26 protein-coding genes, 3 tRNA genes, 1 other RNA gene and 2 pseudogenes are annotated in these 20,412 nt (G+C 56.7%); 17 read left to right on the top strand and 15 right to left on the bottom strand.

What is annotated here, in order from left to right:
• Window positions 1-116: 116 nt before the first annotated feature.
• A tRNA-Ile gene (locus ABSE13_RS10355) sits at window positions 117-190 on the top strand.
• Between the two features lie 135 nt (window positions 191-325).
• Here ABSE13_RS10355 and ABSE13_RS10350 read toward each other — a convergent pair.
• A complete protein-coding gene (locus ABSE13_RS10350) occupies window positions 326-856 on the bottom strand; it encodes a hypothetical protein (protein WP_424028442.1) in 531 nt (176 codons plus the stop codon).
• Between the two features lie 149 nt (window positions 857-1,005).
• On the opposite strand from ABSE13_RS10350, the gene ABSE13_RS10345 reads away from it, so the two are divergent.
• On the top strand, window positions 1,006-1,278 hold the full coding sequence (locus tag ABSE13_RS10345; RefSeq protein WP_424028441.1) for a metal-dependent transcriptional regulator: 273 nt from the start codon (window positions 1,006-1,008) through the stop codon (window positions 1,276-1,278).
• A pseudogene (locus tag ABSE13_RS10340) lies at window positions 1,272-1,352 on the top strand (metal-dependent transcriptional regulator); the annotation flags it as partial. The gene ABSE13_RS10345 and the pseudogene ABSE13_RS10340, both read left to right, overlap by 7 nt.
• A 330-nt stretch (window positions 1,353-1,682) precedes the next feature.
• Here ABSE13_RS10340 and ABSE13_RS10335 read toward each other — a convergent pair.
• Window positions 1,683-2,003 (bottom strand): annotated as a pseudogene (locus tag ABSE13_RS10335) (2-methylthioadenine synthetase); the annotation flags it as partial.
• A gap of 107 nt (window positions 2,004-2,110) precedes the next feature.
• Between ABSE13_RS10335 and nadX the strand changes: the two are divergent.
• From nadX to ABSE13_RS10320, 3 genes are all read left to right on the top strand, one after another.
• Complete coding sequence (nadX, locus tag ABSE13_RS10330; protein ID WP_424028440.1) at window positions 2,111-2,869, top strand: aspartate dehydrogenase; 759 nt, start codon at window positions 2,111-2,113, stop codon at window positions 2,867-2,869.
• Window positions 2,870-2,884: 15 nt separating this feature from the next.
• The gene (gene nadC / locus ABSE13_RS10325) at window positions 2,885-3,742 is read left to right on the top strand and encodes a carboxylating nicotinate-nucleotide diphosphorylase (RefSeq protein WP_424028439.1); all 858 of its coding nucleotides are present in this window, start codon (window positions 2,885-2,887) and stop codon (window positions 3,740-3,742) included.
• A 91-nt stretch (window positions 3,743-3,833) separates the two neighbouring features.
• Entirely contained in the window at window positions 3,834-4,463 is a 630-nt protein-coding gene (locus ABSE13_RS10320; protein ID WP_424028438.1) for a HEAT repeat domain-containing protein, read from the top strand.
• A 74-nt stretch (window positions 4,464-4,537) separates the two neighbouring features.
• Here ABSE13_RS10320 and ABSE13_RS10315 read toward each other — a convergent pair whose 3' ends face one another.
• Window positions 4,538-4,903: a hypothetical protein gene (locus ABSE13_RS10315; RefSeq protein ID WP_424028437.1), complete on the bottom strand. Its 366-nt coding sequence runs from the start codon at window positions 4,901-4,903 to the stop codon at window positions 4,538-4,540.
• 76 nt (window positions 4,904-4,979) lie between these two features.
• Between ABSE13_RS10315 and ABSE13_RS10310 the strand changes: the two genes are divergently transcribed.
• Together ABSE13_RS10310 and ABSE13_RS10305 are read left to right on the top strand one after the other, a co-directional pair.
• A complete protein-coding gene (locus tag ABSE13_RS10310) occupies window positions 4,980-5,225 on the top strand; it encodes a MarR family transcriptional regulator (RefSeq protein ID WP_424028436.1) in 246 nt (81 codons plus the stop codon).
• Window positions 5,222-5,530, top strand: a complete 309-nt coding sequence (locus tag ABSE13_RS10305) for a transcriptional regulator (protein WP_424028435.1) — start codon at window positions 5,222-5,224, stop codon at window positions 5,528-5,530. The genes ABSE13_RS10310 and ABSE13_RS10305 overlap by 4 nt, the downstream gene beginning before the upstream one ends.
• A gap of 59 nt (window positions 5,531-5,589) precedes the next feature.
• Here the strand turns inward: ABSE13_RS10305 and ABSE13_RS10300 are convergent, their stop codons facing one another.
• On the bottom strand, window positions 5,590-7,254 hold the full coding sequence (locus ABSE13_RS10300) for a phospholipase D-like domain-containing protein (protein WP_424028434.1): 1,665 nt from the start codon (window positions 7,252-7,254) through the stop codon (window positions 5,590-5,592).
• 56 nt (window positions 7,255-7,310) lie between these two features.
• On the opposite strand from ABSE13_RS10300, the gene ABSE13_RS10295 reads away from it, so the two are divergent.
• Genes ABSE13_RS10295 through ABSE13_RS10285 form a run of 3 tightly spaced genes read left to right on the top strand, consistent with a single transcriptional unit; the run spans window position 7,311 to window position 8,400 of the window.
• Entirely contained in the window at window positions 7,311-7,934 is a 624-nt protein-coding gene (locus ABSE13_RS10295; RefSeq protein WP_424028433.1) for an amino acid kinase family protein, read from the top strand.
• A gap of 43 nt (window positions 7,935-7,977) precedes the next feature.
• On the top strand, window positions 7,978-8,139 hold the full coding sequence (locus ABSE13_RS10290) for a zinc finger domain-containing protein (protein WP_424028432.1): 162 nt from the start codon (window positions 7,978-7,980) through the stop codon (window positions 8,137-8,139).
• Window positions 8,140-8,142: 3 nt separating this feature from the next.
• Window positions 8,143-8,400 (top strand): elongation factor 1-beta, encoded by a 258-nt coding sequence (locus tag ABSE13_RS10285; protein WP_424028431.1) that lies wholly within the window; start codon window positions 8,143-8,145, stop codon window positions 8,398-8,400.
• Between the two features lie 46 nt (window positions 8,401-8,446).
• Here ABSE13_RS10285 and ABSE13_RS10280 read toward each other — a convergent pair whose 3' ends face one another.
• From ABSE13_RS10280 to ABSE13_RS10250, 7 genes are all read right to left on the bottom strand, one after another.
• Entirely contained in the window at window positions 8,447-9,406 is a 960-nt protein-coding gene (locus tag ABSE13_RS10280) for a malate dehydrogenase (protein ID WP_424028430.1), read from the bottom strand.
• 11 nt (window positions 9,407-9,417) lie between these two features.
• An RNA gene (gene ffs, locus ABSE13_RS10275) (signal recognition particle sRNA) lies at window positions 9,418-9,728 on the bottom strand.
• A gap of 61 nt (window positions 9,729-9,789) precedes the next feature.
• Window positions 9,790-10,821, bottom strand: coding sequence for a hypothetical protein (locus ABSE13_RS10270; RefSeq protein ID WP_424028429.1), 1,032 nt, complete (start codon window positions 10,819-10,821; stop codon window positions 9,790-9,792).
• 103 nt (window positions 10,822-10,924) lie between these two features.
• Window positions 10,925-10,999, bottom strand: a tRNA-Ile gene (locus ABSE13_RS10265).
• A gap of 5 nt (window positions 11,000-11,004) precedes the next feature.
• A tRNA-Asn gene (locus ABSE13_RS10260) sits at window positions 11,005-11,077 on the bottom strand.
• A gap of 97 nt (window positions 11,078-11,174) precedes the next feature.
• The gene (locus ABSE13_RS10255; RefSeq protein ID WP_424028428.1) at window positions 11,175-11,462 is read right to left on the bottom strand and encodes a hypothetical protein; all 288 of its coding nucleotides are present in this window, start codon (window positions 11,460-11,462) and stop codon (window positions 11,175-11,177) included.
• A 27-nt stretch (window positions 11,463-11,489) separates the two neighbouring features.
• Entirely contained in the window at window positions 11,490-11,744 is a 255-nt protein-coding gene (locus tag ABSE13_RS10250) for a hypothetical protein (RefSeq protein ID WP_424028427.1), read from the bottom strand.
• Between the two features lie 61 nt (window positions 11,745-11,805).
• Between ABSE13_RS10250 and ABSE13_RS10245 the strand changes: the two genes are divergently transcribed.
• The 5 genes from ABSE13_RS10245 to ABSE13_RS10225 all read left to right on the top strand — a co-directional run bounded on the left by ABSE13_RS10245 (window position 11,806) and on the right by ABSE13_RS10225 (window position 16,209).
• A complete protein-coding gene (locus ABSE13_RS10245; RefSeq protein ID WP_424028426.1) occupies window positions 11,806-12,933 on the top strand; it encodes a M24 family metallopeptidase in 1,128 nt (375 codons plus the stop codon).
• The gene (gene map, locus ABSE13_RS10240) at window positions 12,930-13,805 is read left to right on the top strand and encodes a type II methionyl aminopeptidase (protein WP_424028425.1); all 876 of its coding nucleotides are present in this window, start codon (window positions 12,930-12,932) and stop codon (window positions 13,803-13,805) included. Before ABSE13_RS10245 ends, map begins: the two co-directional genes overlap by 4 nt.
• A gap of 44 nt (window positions 13,806-13,849) precedes the next feature.
• Window positions 13,850-15,121, top strand: a complete 1,272-nt coding sequence (locus ABSE13_RS10235) for an ATP-binding protein (RefSeq protein WP_424028424.1) — start codon at window positions 13,850-13,852, stop codon at window positions 15,119-15,121.
• A 1-nt stretch (window position 15,122) separates the two neighbouring features.
• On the top strand, window positions 15,123-15,845 hold the full coding sequence (locus ABSE13_RS10230) for an MBL fold metallo-hydrolase (RefSeq protein WP_424028423.1): 723 nt from the start codon (window positions 15,123-15,125) through the stop codon (window positions 15,843-15,845).
• Window positions 15,846-15,933: 88 nt separating this feature from the next.
• Entirely contained in the window at window positions 15,934-16,209 is a 276-nt protein-coding gene (locus tag ABSE13_RS10225) for a DNA-directed RNA polymerase subunit L (RefSeq protein WP_424028422.1), read from the top strand.
• Window positions 16,210-16,546: 337 nt separating this feature from the next.
• Here the strand turns inward: ABSE13_RS10225 and ABSE13_RS10220 are convergent, their stop codons facing one another.
• From ABSE13_RS10220 to ABSE13_RS10205, 4 genes are all read right to left on the bottom strand, one after another.
• Window positions 16,547-17,164: a translation initiation factor IF-2 subunit beta gene (locus tag ABSE13_RS10220; protein WP_424028421.1), complete on the bottom strand. Its 618-nt coding sequence runs from the start codon at window positions 17,162-17,164 to the stop codon at window positions 16,547-16,549.
• A 235-nt stretch (window positions 17,165-17,399) separates the two neighbouring features.
• On the bottom strand, window positions 17,400-17,885 hold the full coding sequence (locus tag ABSE13_RS10215) for a flavodoxin family protein (RefSeq protein ID WP_424028420.1): 486 nt from the start codon (window positions 17,883-17,885) through the stop codon (window positions 17,400-17,402).
• 182 nt (window positions 17,886-18,067) lie between these two features.
• Window positions 18,068-19,057, bottom strand: coding sequence for a ketol-acid reductoisomerase (gene ilvC, locus ABSE13_RS10210; protein ID WP_424028419.1), 990 nt, complete (start codon window positions 19,055-19,057; stop codon window positions 18,068-18,070).
• A gap of 113 nt (window positions 19,058-19,170) precedes the next feature.
• The gene (locus ABSE13_RS10205) at window positions 19,171-19,293 is read right to left on the bottom strand and encodes a hypothetical protein (protein WP_424028418.1); all 123 of its coding nucleotides are present in this window, start codon (window positions 19,291-19,293) and stop codon (window positions 19,171-19,173) included.
• Here ABSE13_RS10205 and mptA point away from each other — a divergent pair.
• Complete coding sequence (gene mptA, locus ABSE13_RS10200) at window positions 19,234-20,142, top strand: GTP cyclohydrolase MptA (RefSeq protein WP_424028456.1); 909 nt, start codon at window positions 19,234-19,236, stop codon at window positions 20,140-20,142. The two genes, ABSE13_RS10205 and mptA, sit on opposite strands and share 60 nt — an antisense overlap.
• Window positions 20,143-20,412: the final 270 nt, after the last annotated feature.

Genomic DNA, 20,412 nt, shown 5'->3' with positions numbered 1-20,412 from the left:
AACGTGGTTTTTTTGCACATATCCCTATCTGATGAAAACGGGATCCCGGCCCCGAATTCACAACCTATAAAAACTCTGGTGGAGTAGTTATTAGGGTAAATTCAAGGCAAACTTTTGGGCCCGTAGCATAGCCCGGTGGTGCGCCCGGCTGATAACCGGGAGGTCATGTGTTCGAATCACATCGGGCCCATCTTTCTTTTCAGGTTTGTTTTTCAGGATTGTTTCTCTTTGCACACGGTGTAATCGGCCCGGGCCCGGCATGCGCAGGTTGTTGCCCCACGGGAAAAAGAGACTTAAAAAAAACTGCGTGTAAAAAAGGAGCGTCTTACTGCGCCCGTGCAAACACGTAATTCATGACCGTGTCCAGCGCACCAACCAGTTTCTCTTCTGATTCGAGGTAGTCATGCATTGCCCGGTAGAGCATGAACATGACGTCGTACCCGTACACCTCAATCGCTTTGCGGGCATCGATCGGGTTGAGGTAGGAATCGGTAAGGAACCCGTCGAAGCTGTACATCAGTTCAAAAAAGTCGGCGTCCTCGGAGAGCACGCAGAATTGATCGGTGATCGTCTTTGCCGGGTTGTCGGGACGGAATCCCTCAGCGTCCACCTTCCCGAGGATGATCATCTTCTGGGGATAGTACGCGGGATCATAAATCTCACCCTTGGTATCCTGCTTCCCCATCCGGAGCATATTGAGCCCTACGATCTTCACCACGGGGACTGCTGATTTGGCCATCTTCCTGAGAAGCTTCGCATCGTTCTCCTTCACTGCGGCAGTCTGGGACTTCTCCTTCGTGTGCAGTTCATCGATCTTCTGCATCAGTTTTTCAAACCCGGTCTCAATCTCGTCCATGGTATTCACCTTATTCTGCGCTCACGTTTTCAACGTTCACGTTTTTACAGGATAAGAGATGTTCATGCAGGAGCAATAAAACCGCTCGGTTTCGATCAGGCCGTGACCAATCAGACCGGGATTTGGGGTGTGCCCAAACATTATTCTTGATGCATAACAAACCAGCAGGCATGGAGTGCTTCGCGGGTCTTGAACTCACACCAAGAAAAGTGGACTATCTCAAGTACATCTTCGAGCGGGGTGGCACGATCAGGACCACCGAGATCTCTTTCCACTTCACCGTCGATCCGTCCACGATCACAAAGACGATGGGCGAACTGGCAGATGCCGGTTACCTCCACCATACCCCGTACCGGGGTGTTGCCCTGACGGATACGGGAAGACGTATGCCGGGTTTCTCGTCAAACGCCATCGCATCCTGAGCCTTGTCTTCACCCGCAACGGGCTCTCGGACGAACTGGACTGCCGGGAAGTCACCCGGTTCGAGAGCTTTATCTCCCGTGAGGCAGTTGATACAATCTGCCGTGCCATGGGTCATCCCCGGCAGGGCAGCTGCGGAGAGATCACTCATGATGACGGGTGCATGGCGGACACCACCGCCTGCCCGGGCACAGGCACGTACCTGCCCGCAGATCTCTTCTTTGGAAAAACTCTGTATCGGGCCCCGGGCAAAGCGGGTGAGACAGTAAGTACAGGTACCGCTGCATCCCTGCGCCAGCTGGACGAGCCCGACACTGCCCGGTGCCACGGTACCGATCTGCCGGTACCGTTCGTAGATGATCTCCGGGGAGATGATGGAAGGGGTGCAGACAGCGAAGATCGCGCCACGCTGGACAACCGGCATGCAGCCGGCAACATAGAGCTCACGGTCCCGGAGGGCAGAGAGCCTGCGCAGCATCCGCCGTTCCGTAGGACCCACCACCGTACAGGTATTGACGATCACTACATCCGCCTCTTCCGGGCAACCGGCAAAGGTGCAATCCTGTCCCTTGAGGATCTCGACCAGTTTTGCCATATCCCCGAAGTTGTACCGGCACCCGTAGATCTCGATGAAGACGCGGCAGGAGCGGAGGCGGTCCAGTTCGTCCGGGCCGGGCGGAGTGTCGCCAGGGGATTCGCAGGTGTCGGGTGTATGCCGGGGAATCACGATCCTTTTCCATTACGGGGAATTTGTGGACAATAATGCCATGCCAACGGTATATGTAGTTTGTTAAAACACAACCCTTAACCAATTGCACCCGTAATCTGTTTATTATGATGAAAATCGGGCTGCTGGGCTGTGGAAATATCGGGCATATCATTGCCCGGCACACCGGTGGCTTTACGATCGCAGCGGTATACGATGAAGTCTATGAGATGGCTTCTGAGATCCAGGCGATCTCCGGTGCAACGGCCTACCGGGATTTTACCGCGTTCGTTGCAGCCGATTTCGATATCGTCGTGGAAGCCGCATCCGTCAGCGCTGCGAAGCTCTTCGCAGAAGAGGTGCTCGCCCATAACAAGGATATCGTGATCATGAGCGTCGGCGCCCTTACCGACAAGACGTTCCGGGAGACCCTCCGCAGCAGGGCACGCGAACACGGGAAGAAAGTCTATATCCCGAGCGGGGCGATCTTCGGCCTCGACAATCTCAAGATCGGCAGGATCTCAACGATCAAACGGCTGCTCCTCCGCACCACGAAGAGTCCTGCTTCGCTCGGTATCGATACAAAGGAGCGGAGGCGGATCTTTTCGGGGAAGGCAAACGAGTGCATCAAGGCATTTCCCAAGAACGTCAACGTCTCGGTTGCGATGAGTCTTGCTGCAGGGATGGATACCGATGTCGAACTCTGGGTGGACCCGGCTGTAGACCGGAACGTGCACGAACTGTTCATCGAAGGGGACTTTGGCGAGACCTACATCAAAGTCACGAACTTCCCGAGCCCCGACAACCCGGCGACCAGTTACCTTGCCGCCCTCTCAATCCTCTCCCTCCTGGAGAAGATCGACGACCCGATTGTGGTCGGGACATAAAGGAGCCCGGGAGATATGACTGCCGAATTGCATCTCGATGAACTGCTGGAGTTCCTCAAAGAAGATGTACCGGCCGGGGACGTGACCTCGGACGCGGTCATCCCCGACATCTCCTGCAATGCCATTATCCGGGCAGAACACGACGGAATCATTGCCGGTGCTGCGGAGGCAGCAGCCCTCTTCACCCATTTCGGCGTATCGGTGACAGCCGAAAAAAATGATGGGGATAACGTGAAGAACGGGGATGTAATTCTCAGGCTCACCGGAAAGGCAAAGGTAATCCTCCTCGTGGAGCGGACCGCCCTCAACATCATGGGACGGATGAGCGGCATTGCCACGGCGACCCACGCACTGGCGGGAGTTGTCCGGTCTGTCAGCCCGACATGCCGCGTTGCGGGAACCCGAAAGACCTGTCCCGGGTTCAGGCGATTCGATAAAAAAGCGGTCGTTATCGGCGGCGGAGACCCGCACCGTATGAACTTAAGCGACGGGGTCCTGATCAAGGATAATCATCTTGCCGTGGTGCCTCTCGAAACGGCGATCAGGGCCGCCCGGAGCCACTCGAGGTACAAGAAGATCGAGGTGGAAGTGGAGTCGTCAGCCGACGCGATACGTGCAGCGGAAACGGGCGCCGATATCATCATGCTCGACAACATGACCCCGGCACAGGCAAAGGAGACCGTGTCCACCCTGGAGAAATGCGGGCTCCGGGACCGGGTCACGCTCGAGATCTCCGGCGGGATCAACGGGACTACGCTCCGGGACTATGCCGCATGCGGGGTCGATGTCATCAGTATGGGGGCCCTGACCCATACCGTGAAGAATTTTTCCCTCAGCCTTGAGATCCTGCCTGCGCAGACCGGCCGGACCTGACCCGGCAACCGATGTTTTTTATTTCTGGACATCCGGTTCCTGCTCTCGTTTTATGCCCTTTTCCTGCAAGATGCAGGAAAGGAAAAGGTTAATGGGGAGTGGTAGCTCATCGGTGTCTACTGAGATGGCGGATGCAGAGCTATCTGTTCCGGCCGGTGCCGGGCCCCGTGAACTGACACCGGAAGAGGTGGCGGCAGAGGCGGAGAAGAAGAAGCAACGGGTGCAGGGGTTGATCGCACTCCTGAAAGATCCCAATCTTAACTACCGCTGGCATGCAGCCGAAGCGCTGGGCACGGAGCATGATACGGATTCAGTCGGGCCCCTGATAACCGCGCTGAACGATCCGTACGTGGATGTCCAGTGGCTTGCGGCAAAGTCTCTCGGGCAGATCGGCGACCTGCGGGCGCTGGAACCGCTCCTCGCTGCAACGACATCTGAGGACAAATGGCTCCGTGCCGGCGCGGCATGGGGGCTCGGGATGCTTAAGGATCCCCGGGCCGTGGACAAACTGTTCATTCTCTTAAAGGATACGAAGGGCCGGGTGCGAAAGGATGCTGCATGGGCACTTGGCAGCATCGCGGACGAACGGGCGGTTCCCGGTCTCACCGAAGCCCTGAATGATCCGGATGAAAGCGTCCGGGACGCAGCACGGAAAGCGCTCGCTGCCATAAGCACAAAACATGACCAAACAAACGCGGGTGCCGGAACAAAACCCGCGTAAACTGCACTGGAAACCAGGATGGATCTATTTTTACAGAAGAATCGCAACGGGTGAAATTGCACCGGATTGCTGGATCAGGATTGCGTGGTAACCCGGATATCATCGCGGGAGTTCACTACGATCTCTTTTTTCCCGCGATAGGTCTGGACCGTCCCGTATGCTGATATCGTATCCCCTTCGTGAAGGGTGAGATTCTGTGCTGCCTGCGATGGGATGAAAACCGAGAGATTGTTCACCTGGAGGATGAGATGTCCGCCGTTCGCAAGTACGTCCGCCCGATCAACCGTGCCTTCAACGATCACCAGTTCCCCATCTGCAGAAGTGTTGGTAAACGGGTGGGCAAATGGCTGCTGGCCGACAGTGCTGAGGACAAGGTGGGCGGCAAGTACGGTAACCGCCACCCCAGCCAGCAGGAGAAGGGCCACACGTTCCTGGCGCATGAGCATGATTGAATGTTGAGGACGGGGGCATATATTACCGACAGGTTGATATGTTAACAGTGTTAACATTATCATCATGTATCCTACAACCTTACCACCATCCTCAAAGACGGTGCTGGAGATACTTGGAACAGGCGGGGCGATGACCCACAAGGACATCGTCCAGAAGAGCCACCTTGCGCCGCGGACCGTCCGCTACGCCTTAAAGAAACTCAAGGAACGCGAACTGATCATCGAGAAGTTCAATTTCCGCGATGCACGCCAGATCATCTACCAGTTCAGGACGGCCCAGTCAGCTAAGCCGCAGCAGGCATTTGCATGACTAAGCATACCTGTACCCTGATGCACTGCGATACCATGGTCAGGAATCTTCTTCCACCCATGCGGGCGGAGATGGTGACCCGGCTGGTACAGAAACAGGGCCTGAGCCAGAGCGATGCCGCAAAGAGGCTTGGCGTCACGCGGGCCGCAGTCTCTCAGTACATAAGCAGGAAGCGGGGTGCAGGCGAGGTGGAGATCTCCACAGAACTGAATCTGATGATCGACCGCTGGGCGCTTGCCGTTGTCACCGGTGATAGCGACATCAATTTATGTGACGTCTGCCAGTGTGCGCTCAAGAAATTCTGACAACCCGACTCTTTTCCTTATTCCCACGTACTGCATAGCTCCAGGGAAAACCCGCGTTTTCATGTCCGGTGACGGCGATACCACACCACAAGCAGCAGCACGATCAGTACGCCGGCAGCGATGAGCTTGACGTAATCGGTTTTCTGTTCCGGTGAGGCAACGGCCGGGTTCCAGTCATCCTCGAATGCCGCACGGAAATACTGCGCCACCCCCGGATGATCGATGATGACGCCGGCCTCGCGGTTAAACTGTGGGGAGTTGCTGTTCCAGTTGATGCTGCTGACAAGCACCTTTTGGTCATCGACGATAACGCCCTTGTTATGGATCGTCGTGATCCGGCTTACCCGGAGATTTGCACACCGCGCTTCAAGAGGGATATGCTCCGTCGCGCCGATCCGGTTGATGAGCGCAACCATCTCGTCGTTGTCGTTGGGTCCTTCCGTGTCGTACCAGGAAGAGTCCAGCAGGACCCGCACGCGGACACCCCGCCGCGAGGCATTGACCGCTTCCGCAAGGTACGGGTTGAGCGTGAGCGGTGTCTCGTTCTTGATATACATTTCCTCGATCTCGACAGTCATGTTGGCAGACGCGATCAGACTGGTGATCTGGTCGCTGGTATCCGGCGCAAGCACTGGTTTCACCGTTGCCCCCTCAAATTTCATGGGAGAAAACTCAGCAGGGCGTTTTTCAGAAGACGGCGATTCGAGGGGCCCGGATGACCCGTTATAGGGCACCGTGGATGGAGCGGCGAGATCCAGGGTAAACACCGTTGAGAAATAACCGGCAAGCCCCGGGTCCTCGAGCAGCACCCCCCACCCCCGGTTGCCGGTCGTGCCCGGCGAGGCAAATCCGCTGTACTTGAAATTCTCGCTCGCAAGCAGGACCGCCCGCCGGTCGATGACCAGGTACTTCGCATGATCATAGCGGTACGGCGCGTGCACGTTCTTTGTGGACATCATCGCGTATACCGGGATACCGCTCCGGTTGAGCTGCCAGAGAGCAGCACGCTCATCCTTTGCGATCCCCCCCACGGGACCTCCCTCGACCAGCATCGTAATATTAACGCCGCGCTCATGCGCCCCGGCAAGCGATGCCCCCATGGAGGGGCTGGAAAACTCGTATACGTTCAGCAGGATCTCCTTTGATGCGGTACTCACGACACCCGAAAACAATTCATCGGAGCAGTCCGGCGAGACGAACGTGGTCACGGTAACGTTCCGGAACTCCGCGGGAGCAAAGTGCGACTGCCCGAGCATGAGGGGGCGCCGGTCCCATACCCCGCCGTCCAGGTAATGCACCTGGCCTTCACGCGGTTTCACATCGCGGGGCCAGGCAACGGACTGGACAAGGACCGCACCATCGTACAGCATCAGGGAACCGTTGGCATTGGCCATGCGGAGAGGTCTGCCACCGATCACATCCGGGATATCCGGTGATGAATCCAGCCATTCAAAGTCCGGGGCGTTCCCATGGCTCTCCCGGTACGCCTGGCCACTTCTCGCGATCGTGAGATCGCCGTTGATCGCAGTACCGCAGGGGAACCGGAACCCACCCTTTCCGTCAGTTATGCTGAACGTATCAAGAGGCCCGTTCCCGGAAAGGACAATATACTCATCCGCATCATCATGAAGGTACGGATCAGGACAGAAACCGGTGATCCGTACCGTGGCTCCGGCATACCCGATGCAGCAGAGGAGCAGGATGAGCGCAAACAGCCTGCGCATATTACCAGCGTAAGCGCATATTGTATATATATTATACTAAATATTATTGAGATTCCATGGCACAGGATCCCCATCATTCCCCGGTATCCGCGCGGGCACCGATCGTAGTGAAACTCGGGGGCAGCCTGTATCCCCGGGTTCCCGGGATCGTTCCCATCCTCCGGGCAGCGGAGCGCCCGCTCCTCATAGTACCTGGTGGCGGACCCTTTGCCAATGCCGTGCGGGAGGTCTGCGTAGACGACGATGCCGCCCACTGGATGGCGATCGCAGCCATGGAGCAGTACGGCTGGTACGTGGCATCGCACGGGCTCCCGACAAGCGATACACTTGCGGTCCCGGACCGGCCGACCCTGCTTCTCCCGTACCGCTGCCTGCGGGACGGTGACCCGCTCCCCCATTCATGGGACGTGACCTCGGACACGATCGCAGCATGGGTAGCAGATATGCTCGGACTGGATCTCCTGCTCCTCAAATCAGTGGACGGCATAACGGCCGGGGGCGCCCTGCTGGAAACCGTCACCATCCCGCTCGGGACGGACGTGGTAGACCCGGCATTCCTTCCCTTTGTCATTGAGAAAAAGATTGAAACATCCATTATCAACGGTTCAGACCCGGAACGCGTACGGCAGTTCCTTGCCGGATATAAAGTCCCGGGCACAAAAACCGGTACAACCTTTTAAAGGTACTAAGAGAGATACTATAGGAATCCTTGGAGGAGCAATAATGTCCGATAAGAAATGTACATCCTGCAGCGCTCCGCTTGCAGAAGAGGGGGCAACGGAATTCGGATGTCCCGCGTGCGGTGTTGAGATCAACCGGTGCTACCGGTGCAGGGAACAGAGCATCCCCTACACCTGTCCGAAGTGCGGATTCGGGGGACCGTGAAGCATGGGTAGTGTCGCCGTCATTATGCGGGTCATGCCCGAGTCACCGGAAGTGAACATTGAGCAGTTGAAAAAAGCCCTCAAGGAGAAACTCCCCGGCATCCAGGACATTCAGGAAGAGCCCATCGGTTTCGGGCTCAAGGCAATCAAGTTCGTTGCCATTGTCAACGACGCGGGCGGGGAAACCGACGCTCTTGAAAAGTCCATCGGCTCCCTCCCGGGTGTCGAACGGGCAGAGATCGTTGAAGTAACGTTAACCTGAAAAACAGGGTTATCCCAATTTTTTTCTCTTATTCTTCGCACCGGTGCTACTGCCCGGAACTGCGTCCGAGTGCTTCGAGCACTTCTTTGGTGCTGGCCCGTATTTTTTCCACGGATTCCCGGAAGGCAATGACTTCCGATTCATCGATCCGGATTGCGATAGGAAAGACTCCCTTGCGGTTGATGCGCGCAGGAACACCAATACAGACATCGCCGATGCCGTGCACTTCGCTCTTGATGTACGCGGATACCGTGAGGATCCGGTTCTCGTCCGAAAGTACGGTCCTGACAAGCGATGCGATTGCTTCACCCGGCCCGTAGACAGTTGAGCCCTTGTTCTGGATGATCAGCTGGCCGCTGGTTTTAACTGCATTGATGATCTCCTGGACGGGCAGGTGCGAGAACTCCGGCAGGTTGGAGATCTTGATACCCCCGATGGTCGTTGCAGACCAGAGCGGGACCAGGCTGTCGCCGTGTTCGCCGATGACGCGGGTATGGACCTCGCTCACGTGGACGTGGAAGTACGCGGCTATAAGCGACTTGAGCCGCATCGAATCAAGGTGCGTGCCAAGGCCGAAGACCTGGGTGGGTTTCAGCTTCGAGTATTTCAGGGCCACACTGGTCATGACATCCACGGGATTGGTGACCACGAGGATCTTTGTTTCCGGGGCAACCTGGCCAATCTTCTCTGCAAGGGGCGCAACTACCAGTGCATTGCCCATCGCAAGATCCATACGGTCCTGTCCCGCTGTGCGCGGCGTACCTGCGGTGATCACCACAACATCGGATCCGGCCACGTCGTCAAGACTGGTGGTCCAGGTGACGCGGATGTCGGTCCCCCGCGCAGCAAATGAGTCCCCGAGGTCCTGGGTGATACCCTTGAGAAGAGATTCGCGGCCTTCCCTGCCATAAAGGAGAATATGATTCACGTGCGGGATTGCTGAAATGGCGTGTGCGGCAAACGTGCCTACGTTGCCCGTTGCCCCGATAATAGTCACTTTCGCCATGATAATCGTAAACGGGGACGTGTTATCGGTCGACTGTACGTTACAACATTCACCAAAGCGCTCATCCTCCGCCCCGTTACCCCATGGGCGCCGGATGTCTGCGGTAAGTCTGCTCCCTTCCGGGCCTGAACCGGTCCCCGCAGCGACAGGTCGCCATTCCCTCCGGAATTTTGATACCTGGCCATCGACCTCATGGGACGAGGTTTCTCAGTCAGAATGCACTGGATCCTGCAGGCCGTTGCAGCCTCAGTCAAACTTCGCCCCCCGCGTACCGACGGTTTCGGGTTACAAGTGACGCCGAGCCACCCGGGCTAGTCCCCATATACCTTTGTGCACAGCCCAATAAATGCTTTTTATCAGGAGGGGTCGTTGTCCCCCCGGCATTACGGGATAAAAATCTCCCCGCCCACCCGGTCCAGCCAGTCCTGCCGGATCCTGTCCGTGGCTGCCCGGTCTTTCTTATCGAACAGGTCGAGAGCCGTGACAGGCGATGCGCCACGGGGAAGGATCGCGGGCAGCTCGCGGAAATCTCCCTGGTAAACCTCGATCACCTGGTCGCCTTCGGTCTCCGCGATCTTCACCGGCTCCCGGACAACCGGGTGCTTTGCCATGTCCTCGACCTGCTCGAAGATCCGCACGCGCCGGATGTTCAGGTACTCCCGGTTGACTTCCAGGTTGAACGCGGACCAGAACGCCGAGGCATACCAGGCATCGTTCATCACTACGTGGGGAACCCCAAGACACGCTGCCGTGAGGCCCAGCGTACCGACACCCGAACATGCGTCAACGAACAACCGTACCGGCGGTTTTCCCACGTGCTGCTCGACCGAGCGGATCTTCGGGTACCCTGCCCGCGGGAACTCGATATGGACAAGGGACTGCTGCTTGTACATCACGAGAGGGCCGGTTGCGAGGGGAAACACATCGGCCCTTACATCACATCCGGCAAGGAGTTCGTAGACCCGCGGAACCGAATGCAGGTCGGCTGCTGCAAGACCCGGGACAAATGCACCGGTCTTTACAACCCCGCGCACTTCGGGAACTTCATCAACCAGGCGCAGTGCAGTCTTTTTTGTCATAACGGGAGAGAGCAGGACAAGGGAATTCGTGGGAAGGAACGGCGGCCGGTCCATCGCAAACCCCGGGTGGACGAGCGGGGACCCGGCGGCAATCAGCGGGTCTGTTCTTTTGAGAACACCATCCTCGACCATAATGCTGTAGATGTGGACAAAAATTTCGTCGATGAACCGTTTCCCGCAGGAGCAGGGTTCAGAAAATTCAAGGGAGGGGGGCGGCAGGCGCTTGTCCAGTGCCCGCATGCTGCAGTCTGCACAGGGCAGGAAAATCGTCGGGAGCACGGCAATGATGTCCTTTGCGGACCTGACGCAGTCCTGCCCGCACACGGGACACTTCATGCTGCTGACTATGCAAGTCCCATGATACAAAGGTTTTCAAACGCAGCTCGCGGCCGCACTGCTCTCCGGGAAACACGGCTGCGAGAAGAAGAACACGGGGCAATGGGCCCGAAGGGATTCGAACCCATGACCGCCCGGTTATGAGCCGGGCGCTCTAACCGGACTGAGCTACGGGCCCCTGAACGCCCCCCACAGGGCTCGAACCTGTGACATTCGGATTAACAGTCCGACACTCTACCAACTGAGTTAGGGAGGCACGCTCAATGCGTCCTAATAGATTCTTTTTGGGCACTTTTAAAGGTAACTATGAGAAGGTCATCTGCCGGCTGCAGGAATACTGCCGGCCCATTCCCTTATCCGCTCCGCTTCATACCTTCAAGGAGCCGGACCAGTTCATCGAGGTCATCATTGAGATGGGCGAACAACTCCACGGTCCTCGCGGTGACCATGGCGCCATCCGGAGATGCACGGATGTACCCAAGCTGTTCCAGCACGTGCAGCGAATAGCGGATCCGGTGGGAGGGGAGGTCGAGGAGCTCGGAGAGTTTCATGATCCCGATCGGCTCGTGATCCGCTACAGCCCGGGCTACTTCGAGGTGGCGGCTCACCAGTTCGATCTCATCCTTCATCTTCTCGAGCATAATATCCCGGTAACCGGCAGTCCGGTCTCACTCATCTTCCTTTTTATCCGGTTGCTCATGAAGCCATGCCTTTGTTTCGTTATATTTTGTCCGGAAATTGATGGCGAGGACCAGGGCGGCCAGAAGCATGACGGCAATAACCGGATAGCGGAAACTCCCGAACCTGGATGGGAAGATGAACAGGAAGAGGACAGGCACAACGACAAGCAGGATGATTATATTCAGTTGTACGGCAAGGCGGTAGAATTTCATCCTGAACTGGTCTTTTGCTTTTTGTTCCATCGCTTGTACGTCAGCTCCGGAATAAAAGTACTTGACGTTTCACTGCGTATAGAAAAGGCAGATGGATCCACTTTCCGATGCGATCAGGAAGAGCGGGGCCGACGCCTTTGTCATGTACGCCTCCTCGCGCGACGCTGATATGCGGTACCTGACAAGGTTTACGACAAGCGACCCGTTTGTCTATTTTAAAAAACCGGGTGAGAACGGGGTGATTATCATCTCCCAGATGGAGACCGGGCGCGCATCACGCGAGTCACCGGCAGCGATCATGACCCGGGCTGAAGCAGGCCTCCCGGAGCTCCTCAAAAAAGAGAAGGACCCACTTCAAGCGACCGCGAAGATGATCGCCGGGCAGACGGGAGGCCACATCCTCGTGCCTCCCCAGTTCCCGGTCGGGCTTGCGCAGGCCCTCGGCGAAGTGTGCACGGTGTCCGTAGACAAGGGAACCGTCCCTTCCCTGCGGGCAAAGAAGACAAAACCCGAGATCGCGCTGATGAAAGAGGTCCAGAAGATTACCGAAACCGCCATGGGTAAAGCGGTCGCACTCATCAGGGAGTCAAAACCCAAAAAGGGGATCCTGTACAGCAACGACAAGCCCCTGACCGCCGAGCAGGTGAAATACACCATGCACTGCCACCTGCTGGAGCACGGCTGCACCGCGGTCGACACCATTGTCTCGTGCGGGGAGGATACCGCGATCCCGCACATGACCGGCACGGGCCCGCTGAAGGCGGACGAACCGATCGTGATCGATCTCTTCCCGGTAAATGAAAAGACCGGGTATTATGCCGACATGACCCGGACCGTGGTCAAGGGAGAACCGTCCCGCGGGATACGCGAGATGTACGATGCCCTCCGCGAGGCCAAGCAGCTCGGGATCTCCCGGGTAAAATCCGGTGTGCCAGGCCCTGATGTTCACCAGGCAGTGGTCGACTTTTTCGCGGAGCGGGGATATGAGAGCGATACGCGGGGATTCATCCACAACCTCGGGCACGGGGTAGGACTGCAGGTGCACGAGCTCCCGACGGTCGGCCCTGCCGGGAAGAAACTCGCGGCCGGCAACGTGATCACCATCGAGCCCGGCCTTTATTATCCCGGGACGGGCGGTGTCCGGCTCGAGGATATCGGGGCAGTCACGGCAAAGGGCTTTGACAAATTCACGCAGTTCTCCGAGGAGCTGGTGCTGTGAAGGACGAGGTCTTCGAGCACTACCGGAACGCCGGCAGCATTGCGGCAAAACTCCTGCATGAGGGCGCGCAGAAGATCCGGATCGGGGTATCTTACCTCGAGATCGTCGAATCGATAGAAGCAAGGGTCAGTGAAGAGGGAGCAGCACTCGCATTCCCGCTCAACCTGTCCCTGAACGAGGACGCTGCACACGACACCGCATCCTACAGTGACGCCCGGATCTTTGCGAAGGGCGACGTGGCCAAGCTGGATCTCGGGGTCCAGGTCGAGGGCTACATCGCGGATACGGCGACCACCGTGGACCTCGGGAATAATTCCCTGCTGGTCGATGCATCGCGTGAGGCACTGGAAGCGGCGATCAGCGCCATACATCCGGGCGCAGCAGCCGGGGATCTCGGCAGGGCAATCCAGCACGAGATCGAGAGCAGGGGATACCGGCCCATCTCGAACCTGACCGGCCATGGTCTCGATCGCTATGTCCTGCACCGGTCCCCTACCATCCCGAATATCGGCATTGCCGGGGGCGTGGTGCTCGAGGAGGGGATGGTCTTTGCCATCGAACCCTTCGCCACTACCGGCAGCGGCCACGTGAACGAGAAGAAGCGGGTGGAGATCTTTTCCCAGCTCGCCCCGAAACCCGTCCGCATCCCGGCAGCCCGCACGATCATGGAGAAGATCCGGGACCGGCACGGCCTGCCATTCTCCCGGCGCTGGCTGGGGGAGAAGAAACTGGACCTTGCACTTCCTGCGCTCGTACGGTCGAACATCCTCCACGCCTACCCGGTCCTGTCCGATATCACCGGTTCCCTGGTCTCCCAGCACGAACATACGGTTATCGTGACCGGCGACGGCTGCATAGTAACAACACGATGAGATAGTCTTATGCCTGACGGAGAAGAATAATTAAGGTTACACCCATGTCTGGAGATCCTGAAACCCTGCGCATCATGGAAGTTGTTCTGACCGCCGAGATTTTCAACAAGAACCCCGGACTCGATATCAATGACCTGACACCGGCCTGTCGCGAGATCTTCGGTGCCGGAGCTGCTGATGTCAAACGGCCGGTCTATGTGAGCGACGGGCTTATCAAGCGTACCCTCGCGGTTGCCGATGCCCACGTAAAACTCGCCGCAAACCCGTTCATCGCCTACGAGGAGTTCGGACAACGTCTCCGGATCACCGCACTGGAACCGGCGGCCCAGTGGTTCCTCAAGCAGGGGGGCAAACCCCTCATCGAGAAGAACCCTGCACTCGCGTTCTTCTTCGAGAACCTGGATTCGACCGGGGTCTCCTACAAGGCAATCCGCAAGGCCAACCCTCCGTACGAGGATACCAAGGCACACCTTGACGCCAGGATCTCAAAACTGTTGAGCGAGGATGAGAAACTCCGGGGTGCGCTGGACCTGGTCATGATCAATGCACCCGAGGAGATCGAGCAGCACATCGATGATCTGGTATGCACGACAGACCAGCTTGCGATCATGGAGAAGATCCAGCATGCCCTCACCCACCGGGAGTTCCTGCACAAACACCGGATCTACGAAATCGGCAAGCTCCTCTTCGTAGGCCCGCCGGGCACCGGGAAGACATCCCTTGCCCTTGCGATGTCCCGCCACATGCACATGCCGGTCCTCGAGGTCAGGCTCTCCATGGTCACCTCCCAGTACCTTGGCGAAACGTCCAAAAATATCGACCGGATATTCGAGCTTGCAAAACAGCTCTCGCCCGCCATCCTCTTCATCGACGAGTTCGATTTCGTTGCCAAGAGCAGGACCGCTGACGATCACGGGGCGATGAAACGTGCGGTCAACTCACTCTTAAAGAACATCGACCGGATCAACCTGATCAGGAACGGCATCATCCTTATCGGTGCCACCAACCATCCGCAGTTGCTCGACGAGGCTGCATGGCGTCGGTTCGATGAGGTTGTCGAGTTTGCTCTTCCCGATGAAGAGATGCGCAAGAACATCCTTAAAAAAGTGACCGCGTCACTCCAGTGCAACCTCGATTACCAGGAACTGGCAGCAAAGACCGAAGGTTTCTCGGGTTCCGACCTCCGCATGATGATCAAGGAGGCAATCCTCTCGGCACTCATGGACAACCGCCAGTCCCTGACCCGCGATGATATCGAGAAAGGCATCCGCATGGTCAGGAACCGGGAAGCGATCCGCCACCTGACCTGGTTGTAACATGAAGATCACGCTCCTTGGAACCGGCGATGCGATCGGCACTCCAAAGGTGGGGTGCAGCTGTCCCCAGTGTACCCGCGCGAAGGCCACGGGCACGGCACGCCTGCGGACCTCACTCCTGATCGAGAACAATGGCAGGCACCTGCTCATTGACTCGTCCCCGGACCTGCGCCAGCAGCTCCTCAGGGCAGGTTCACCTCATATCGACGCAGTCATCTGGACCCACGGGCATTACGACCATTTCATCGGGTTTGGCGAGTTCTACCGGATCCAGGATGTCCCACCGGTCTTTGCTGCCCCGCAGGTCCTCAACTACTGCGCGGAGATCTTCCGGTTCCTCACCTTTGACAAGGGCGCGATCCAGCCCTACGAACCCTTCGACATCTTTGGCATCACCATCACGCCCTTCATGGTCAAGCATCCGCCCGCGTTCACCTGCGGGATGCTCTTCGAGACCGGGGAATCCCGGGTCGCCTACACCGCAGATACCAACATCGACATCCCGGAACAGAGCCTCGGGCTCCTGACCAATCTCAACCTCCTCCTGCTGGATGCACTGGTGCCCTCGGATATCTCGATCCACAAACACATGAATTACCTCGACGCCTGCACACTTGCCGGCCGCCTCGCCCCAAAGGATTTCCGGTGCGTTCACATGAGCCACATGCTCCCATGGGACCTTCCCCACACCGGAAAAGACGGCGACGTCTTCGAATTTCCCTGATTTTTTTATATTCCGGGTTGCCCGCCCGCGTTCCATGGAGCAGGACTACCCATACCTTAATAGTTTTCAGGTGCCCAACCATAGGTGCATGATTGTAAAAGTACTCGAGCTCGAAAAGGACAAGGTGCGGCTTATCATCCAGGGGGAAGGCCACACGTTCATGAACACCCTCGTCGAGGAGATCTTAAGCGATCCCGATGTTGACGTAGCCCGGTACATGATCGAGTTCCAGTTCTCGGATCCCGAGCTCGTGGTGACCACGAAAGGCAAGAAGAACCCCCTGCCGATCATCAAGAAGGCCTGCAAGCGAATCACCAGCCACTGCGACGAGCTCATCAAAGGCATCAAGAAGTCCAAAGCCTGATTTTTTTCCGCAATAGCCGGGTTTCAATATTTTTTTATCGCGTGCTTTTGGAAATAATCCGTTTGCACGGTGCTGTATTTCCTGCCGGGAGAGCCCGGTGCACACGGTTTTAAAAAATCTGTTCTGGAGAAAACATTTTTTACGTGAAATGATGCCCCCCCTCTTGCGCCACCAGTCCCCCGTTGGGGGACGGGGTGCATTGCGATGACCCGAGTTGGACTGCAGGTAATGCGTCATCATCGCTATTGGGGGATGCCATAGCGGCGGGGGCGAAGCCCCCGAGAGCGTCAGAATTTTCCGAATGATTTCTACAGAGCCAAAAAAGTCTAAAAAAAAGTTATTCTACTGCCCGCTCGGTGAAGACGATCGAGCCCGAGATACGGGAGATCTTGATCTTCACTTTCTGGCCGGGCTTGGCATTATTGACATACATGATATACCGGCCCATCTTGACGACGCCGTCGCCCCGTTTCGAGATCGACTGGATCTCGACATCCATTATCTGACCTTCCTCGAGGTTCTCCGAGACCGGCTCAGTCCTGGCCTTCCGCTTCCGGACCGGGCGGTGGCTTCCGCAGGCATCACACCGGAGGATCATTACCCGGTCATCCTTCACAAGCCGGGTATCCGGTTTGCCGCACTCGGAGCAGATGACATAGTCGTCTACATAACTCTTGATGATCGCCTTGATCAGCGTTATCTCGAACTTACCGTTGAAGATCGCCCGGTTTCCGTCGATCTTCCCGCTCGTGCCCAGTTCCCCGAGCAGGAACTTCATCAGATGGTCCGGCTCGCGCCGGACCTTGGCCACGATCTCCGTGAAGTTTTCAAGGACGGTCGTCTTACCTTCGACATAGGCTTTTACCTCGGGAACTACAAAACGTTCCGAGGACTCGGTCTTTTCCGTGATATTGGAATAAGCCTGTTTGAGGAGTTTCTCATACGCGTCCGTCATAATTGTATACTATAAAGGTGCCGGCGGACAAAAAGGCTTTCCCCGGGACATGTTCCCGACGTGCGCCGGATTCCACCGAAGGTTCCCGTCACGGTTTTACGAAAGGGACGGTATATTTTCGTACGGGATCGCGTCCATTCACGAGGGCAGAATATCACCATCAGACAGGTAAACCGGTCTGTACCAGTCACCATGGAATAATTATCATCTGCAAGGAAGGTTAAAACAAAAAAATTTATGCGTGATTGTTATTTTTTATCAGGAGAGCAACCAGTTCTTTTGTCTTCTTCTCGTTCTCGATATCCTTCATGTTGATATCGGCAACTGCTGAAAGGGCCATACCCCGGGCCTCGATCCATTTCCGGAAAGTCTCATCCGTCTGCCCCGGCCTGCCGCCATGCGTACAGAACGCGGCCGCAGTCTTGCCATCGCATCCTTTCAGCGCATCGATGGCTGCATGGATAGCCGGTGTCGGCTTGAAAGCCCAGACCGGCGATCCGAATACCACGAGATCGAAGCCGGAGACATCGATCGATGCTGGTTCGATGGTTGTCTTCTCCTCACCCCGTGCCCGCTTGCACCAGACGAGGAACCGGGTAAGACGGGAATATTCCGCCTTATCAGTGATGTCGACCAGTTTCCCGTCGCAGGCGGCGGCAAGGTGCTGGGCAACATGGCGGGTGTTGCCGGTCTCGCTGTGGTAAATGATGCAGGTCTTCATTATGATATAAGTGGGAAACCACGCTTTAAAAAAGATGGCAAAATGCAGCAATGCCAATAAGAAACCGGAGGGATCGCTTCGGCAATCTCCAGACAGAAAATGAAAAAAGATAATTATTTCTTAAACCACGAGGGAACCCACCAGGGTTCTCCGAGTGGAGAGAGAAGTAATTCCATCAGGGATTACTTTCTGAACTGCGGCATCATGCCGCGGACTTCCCTGCCCACTTCCTCGACAAGGTGGCCTTCATCCGCCTTTGTCAGGGCAGTGAACATCGGGCGGTTCACCAGGTTCTCGAGCATCCATTCCCGGGCAAACTTGCCGCTCTGGATCTCCTCGAGGATCTCCGCCATTGCCTCATAGGACTCAGGCCCGATAACCCGGGGGCCGCGGGTGAGGTCGCCGTACTGGGCCGTGTTGCTGATGTACTGACGCATGTTGGTGAGGCCGCCCTCGTAGATGAGGTCGACGATCAGTTTCAGCTCGTGGACCACTTCGAGGTATGCCATCTCCGGCTCGTAGCCGGCATCGACAAGGGTCTCGAACCCTGCCTTGACGAGGGATGTGCAGCCGCCGCAGAGCACTGCCTGCTCACCGAACAGGTCCGTCTCGGTCTCCTCGCGGAACGAGGTCTCAAGGACAACGGCCCGGGTGGCACCGATACCCTTTGCATACGCGAGGGCGACCTTGTGAGCGTTGCCCGTGGCGTCCTGGTGAATGGCGATGAGGGCCGGTACTCCCTTGCCTTCCTCGTACTGCCTGCGGACCATGAACCCGGGGCCCTTGGGCGCCACCATGATGACATCCACATTTTCCGGGGGAACAATCTGGCCGAAATGAATATTGAATCCGTGGGAGAACATGAGGCACTTGTTCCCGGTGAGGTGGGGGAGGATCTCGCTCTTGTACACTGCACCCTGGTGCTCATCGGGCAGAAGGATCTGGATGATGTCAGCACCCTTGACCGCATCGCCGACCTTCATCACTTTCATGCCATCTTTGACTGCTGCGTCCCAGCTCTTCCCGGGGCGCAGACCGATCACGACATCGAGCCCGCTGTCCCGTAAGTTCAGCGACTGGCCCCTGCCCTGTGACCCATAGCCGATCACGGCGATCTTCTTGCCTTTCAGCACGCCGAGATCCGCATCTGCCTCATAGTACTTCTTTAACATAGCTGATCCCTTTCATATCTGCAACAAACCACATAAATATTATATGAAAAAACTAAAGTGTCTCACGAAACACCATCTGGATGCGATGACCTATTAAACCCAATTCTGACCACTCACCGGAAAAATCCTTTGGCAAGGAACTGCCGGATGTCCAGGCCACATCTCCCGATGTCCGGATCAACCTCACCCGGGTCGGAGTAAAGAACGTCAAGAAACTCGTCGAAGTACACCGCCACGGTAAGCGGCCGGTAATATTCATATCAATATTCGACGTCTACGTCGACCTCCCCGGCAGCCTCAAGGGCGCCAACCTCTCGCGGAATTTTGAAGTGATCGACGAGGTGCTCCAGCAGGCAATTGACGGGGAAGTCAGCGAGATCGAGAAGCTCTGCAGTGTTGTTGCACGAAAACTCCTTGACCGGCACGAATACGCGGACCGGACTGAGGTGCTGATGCGCAGCGAGTTCATGGTCAAGCGCGAGACTCCTGTCAGCCATACCACCTGCCACGAAGTAGTCAAAGTGCATGCCCGGGCCGTAGCCCGGCGCACCTTCCGCACCCCCATAGTCCGCAAGAGCATAGGCGCGGAAGTGACCGGCATGACCGCCTGCCCCTGCGCCCAGAACATCATGAAGGAACGCGCCAACCGGGTCCTGGCAGACCTCGATATTCCGCAGGATAAGATCGATGAGTTCTTCTCGGCCGTACCCATGGCCACCCACAACCAGCGGGGCAGGGGGTTCCTCTGCATCGAGACCGACGACGACCAGCACGTGGATCTCGAAATGGTGATCAGCATCCTCAAGGACTCGATGAGCAGCGGCATCTACGAACTCTTAAAGCGTGGGGATGAAGGAGCGGTAGTGCTTGCCGCGCACAAGAATCCCCGGTTCGTTGAAGACTGTGTCCGCGAAATGGCCAAGAAAGTACTGGCTGAATTCGAGTACCTTTCCGGCGATTCCGTGGTCACGATCAAGCAGACCAACGAGGAGAGCATCCACCAGCACGATGCCTATGCCGAGCGAAAGGCCACGATTGCCGAATTGGTCGATGAACTGAACGGGGAAAAGCCATTAAACAGCTGAATACTTTTTAAAATTTTTCAGAATAAATTCCCCTTTAAAAAATTCTCTTTTTATTTTGTGTTCTGTACGAATTTTTGCGTGAAATAATCCAAACTACCGGATTTTGGGACGGGGAATGTAAAATATCCTCATTTTATGCGTTGTTTCCTCCTGCAATCAAGTCATAAAGGTTATAAAATCGTTAGTACAAGATAGAGTTGAACGTACTTTGTACGGTCAATTATCTCTAGAGATGAGAGAGAGTATAGAGTAATTTTGTACCGCAATACG

Source organism: Methanoregula sp. (genome assembly GCF_049518935.1).
Lineage (GTDB): Archaea > Halobacteriota > Methanomicrobia > Methanomicrobiales > Methanospirillaceae > Methanoregula.
This window is presented reverse-complemented; position numbering and strand designations above follow the sequence as displayed.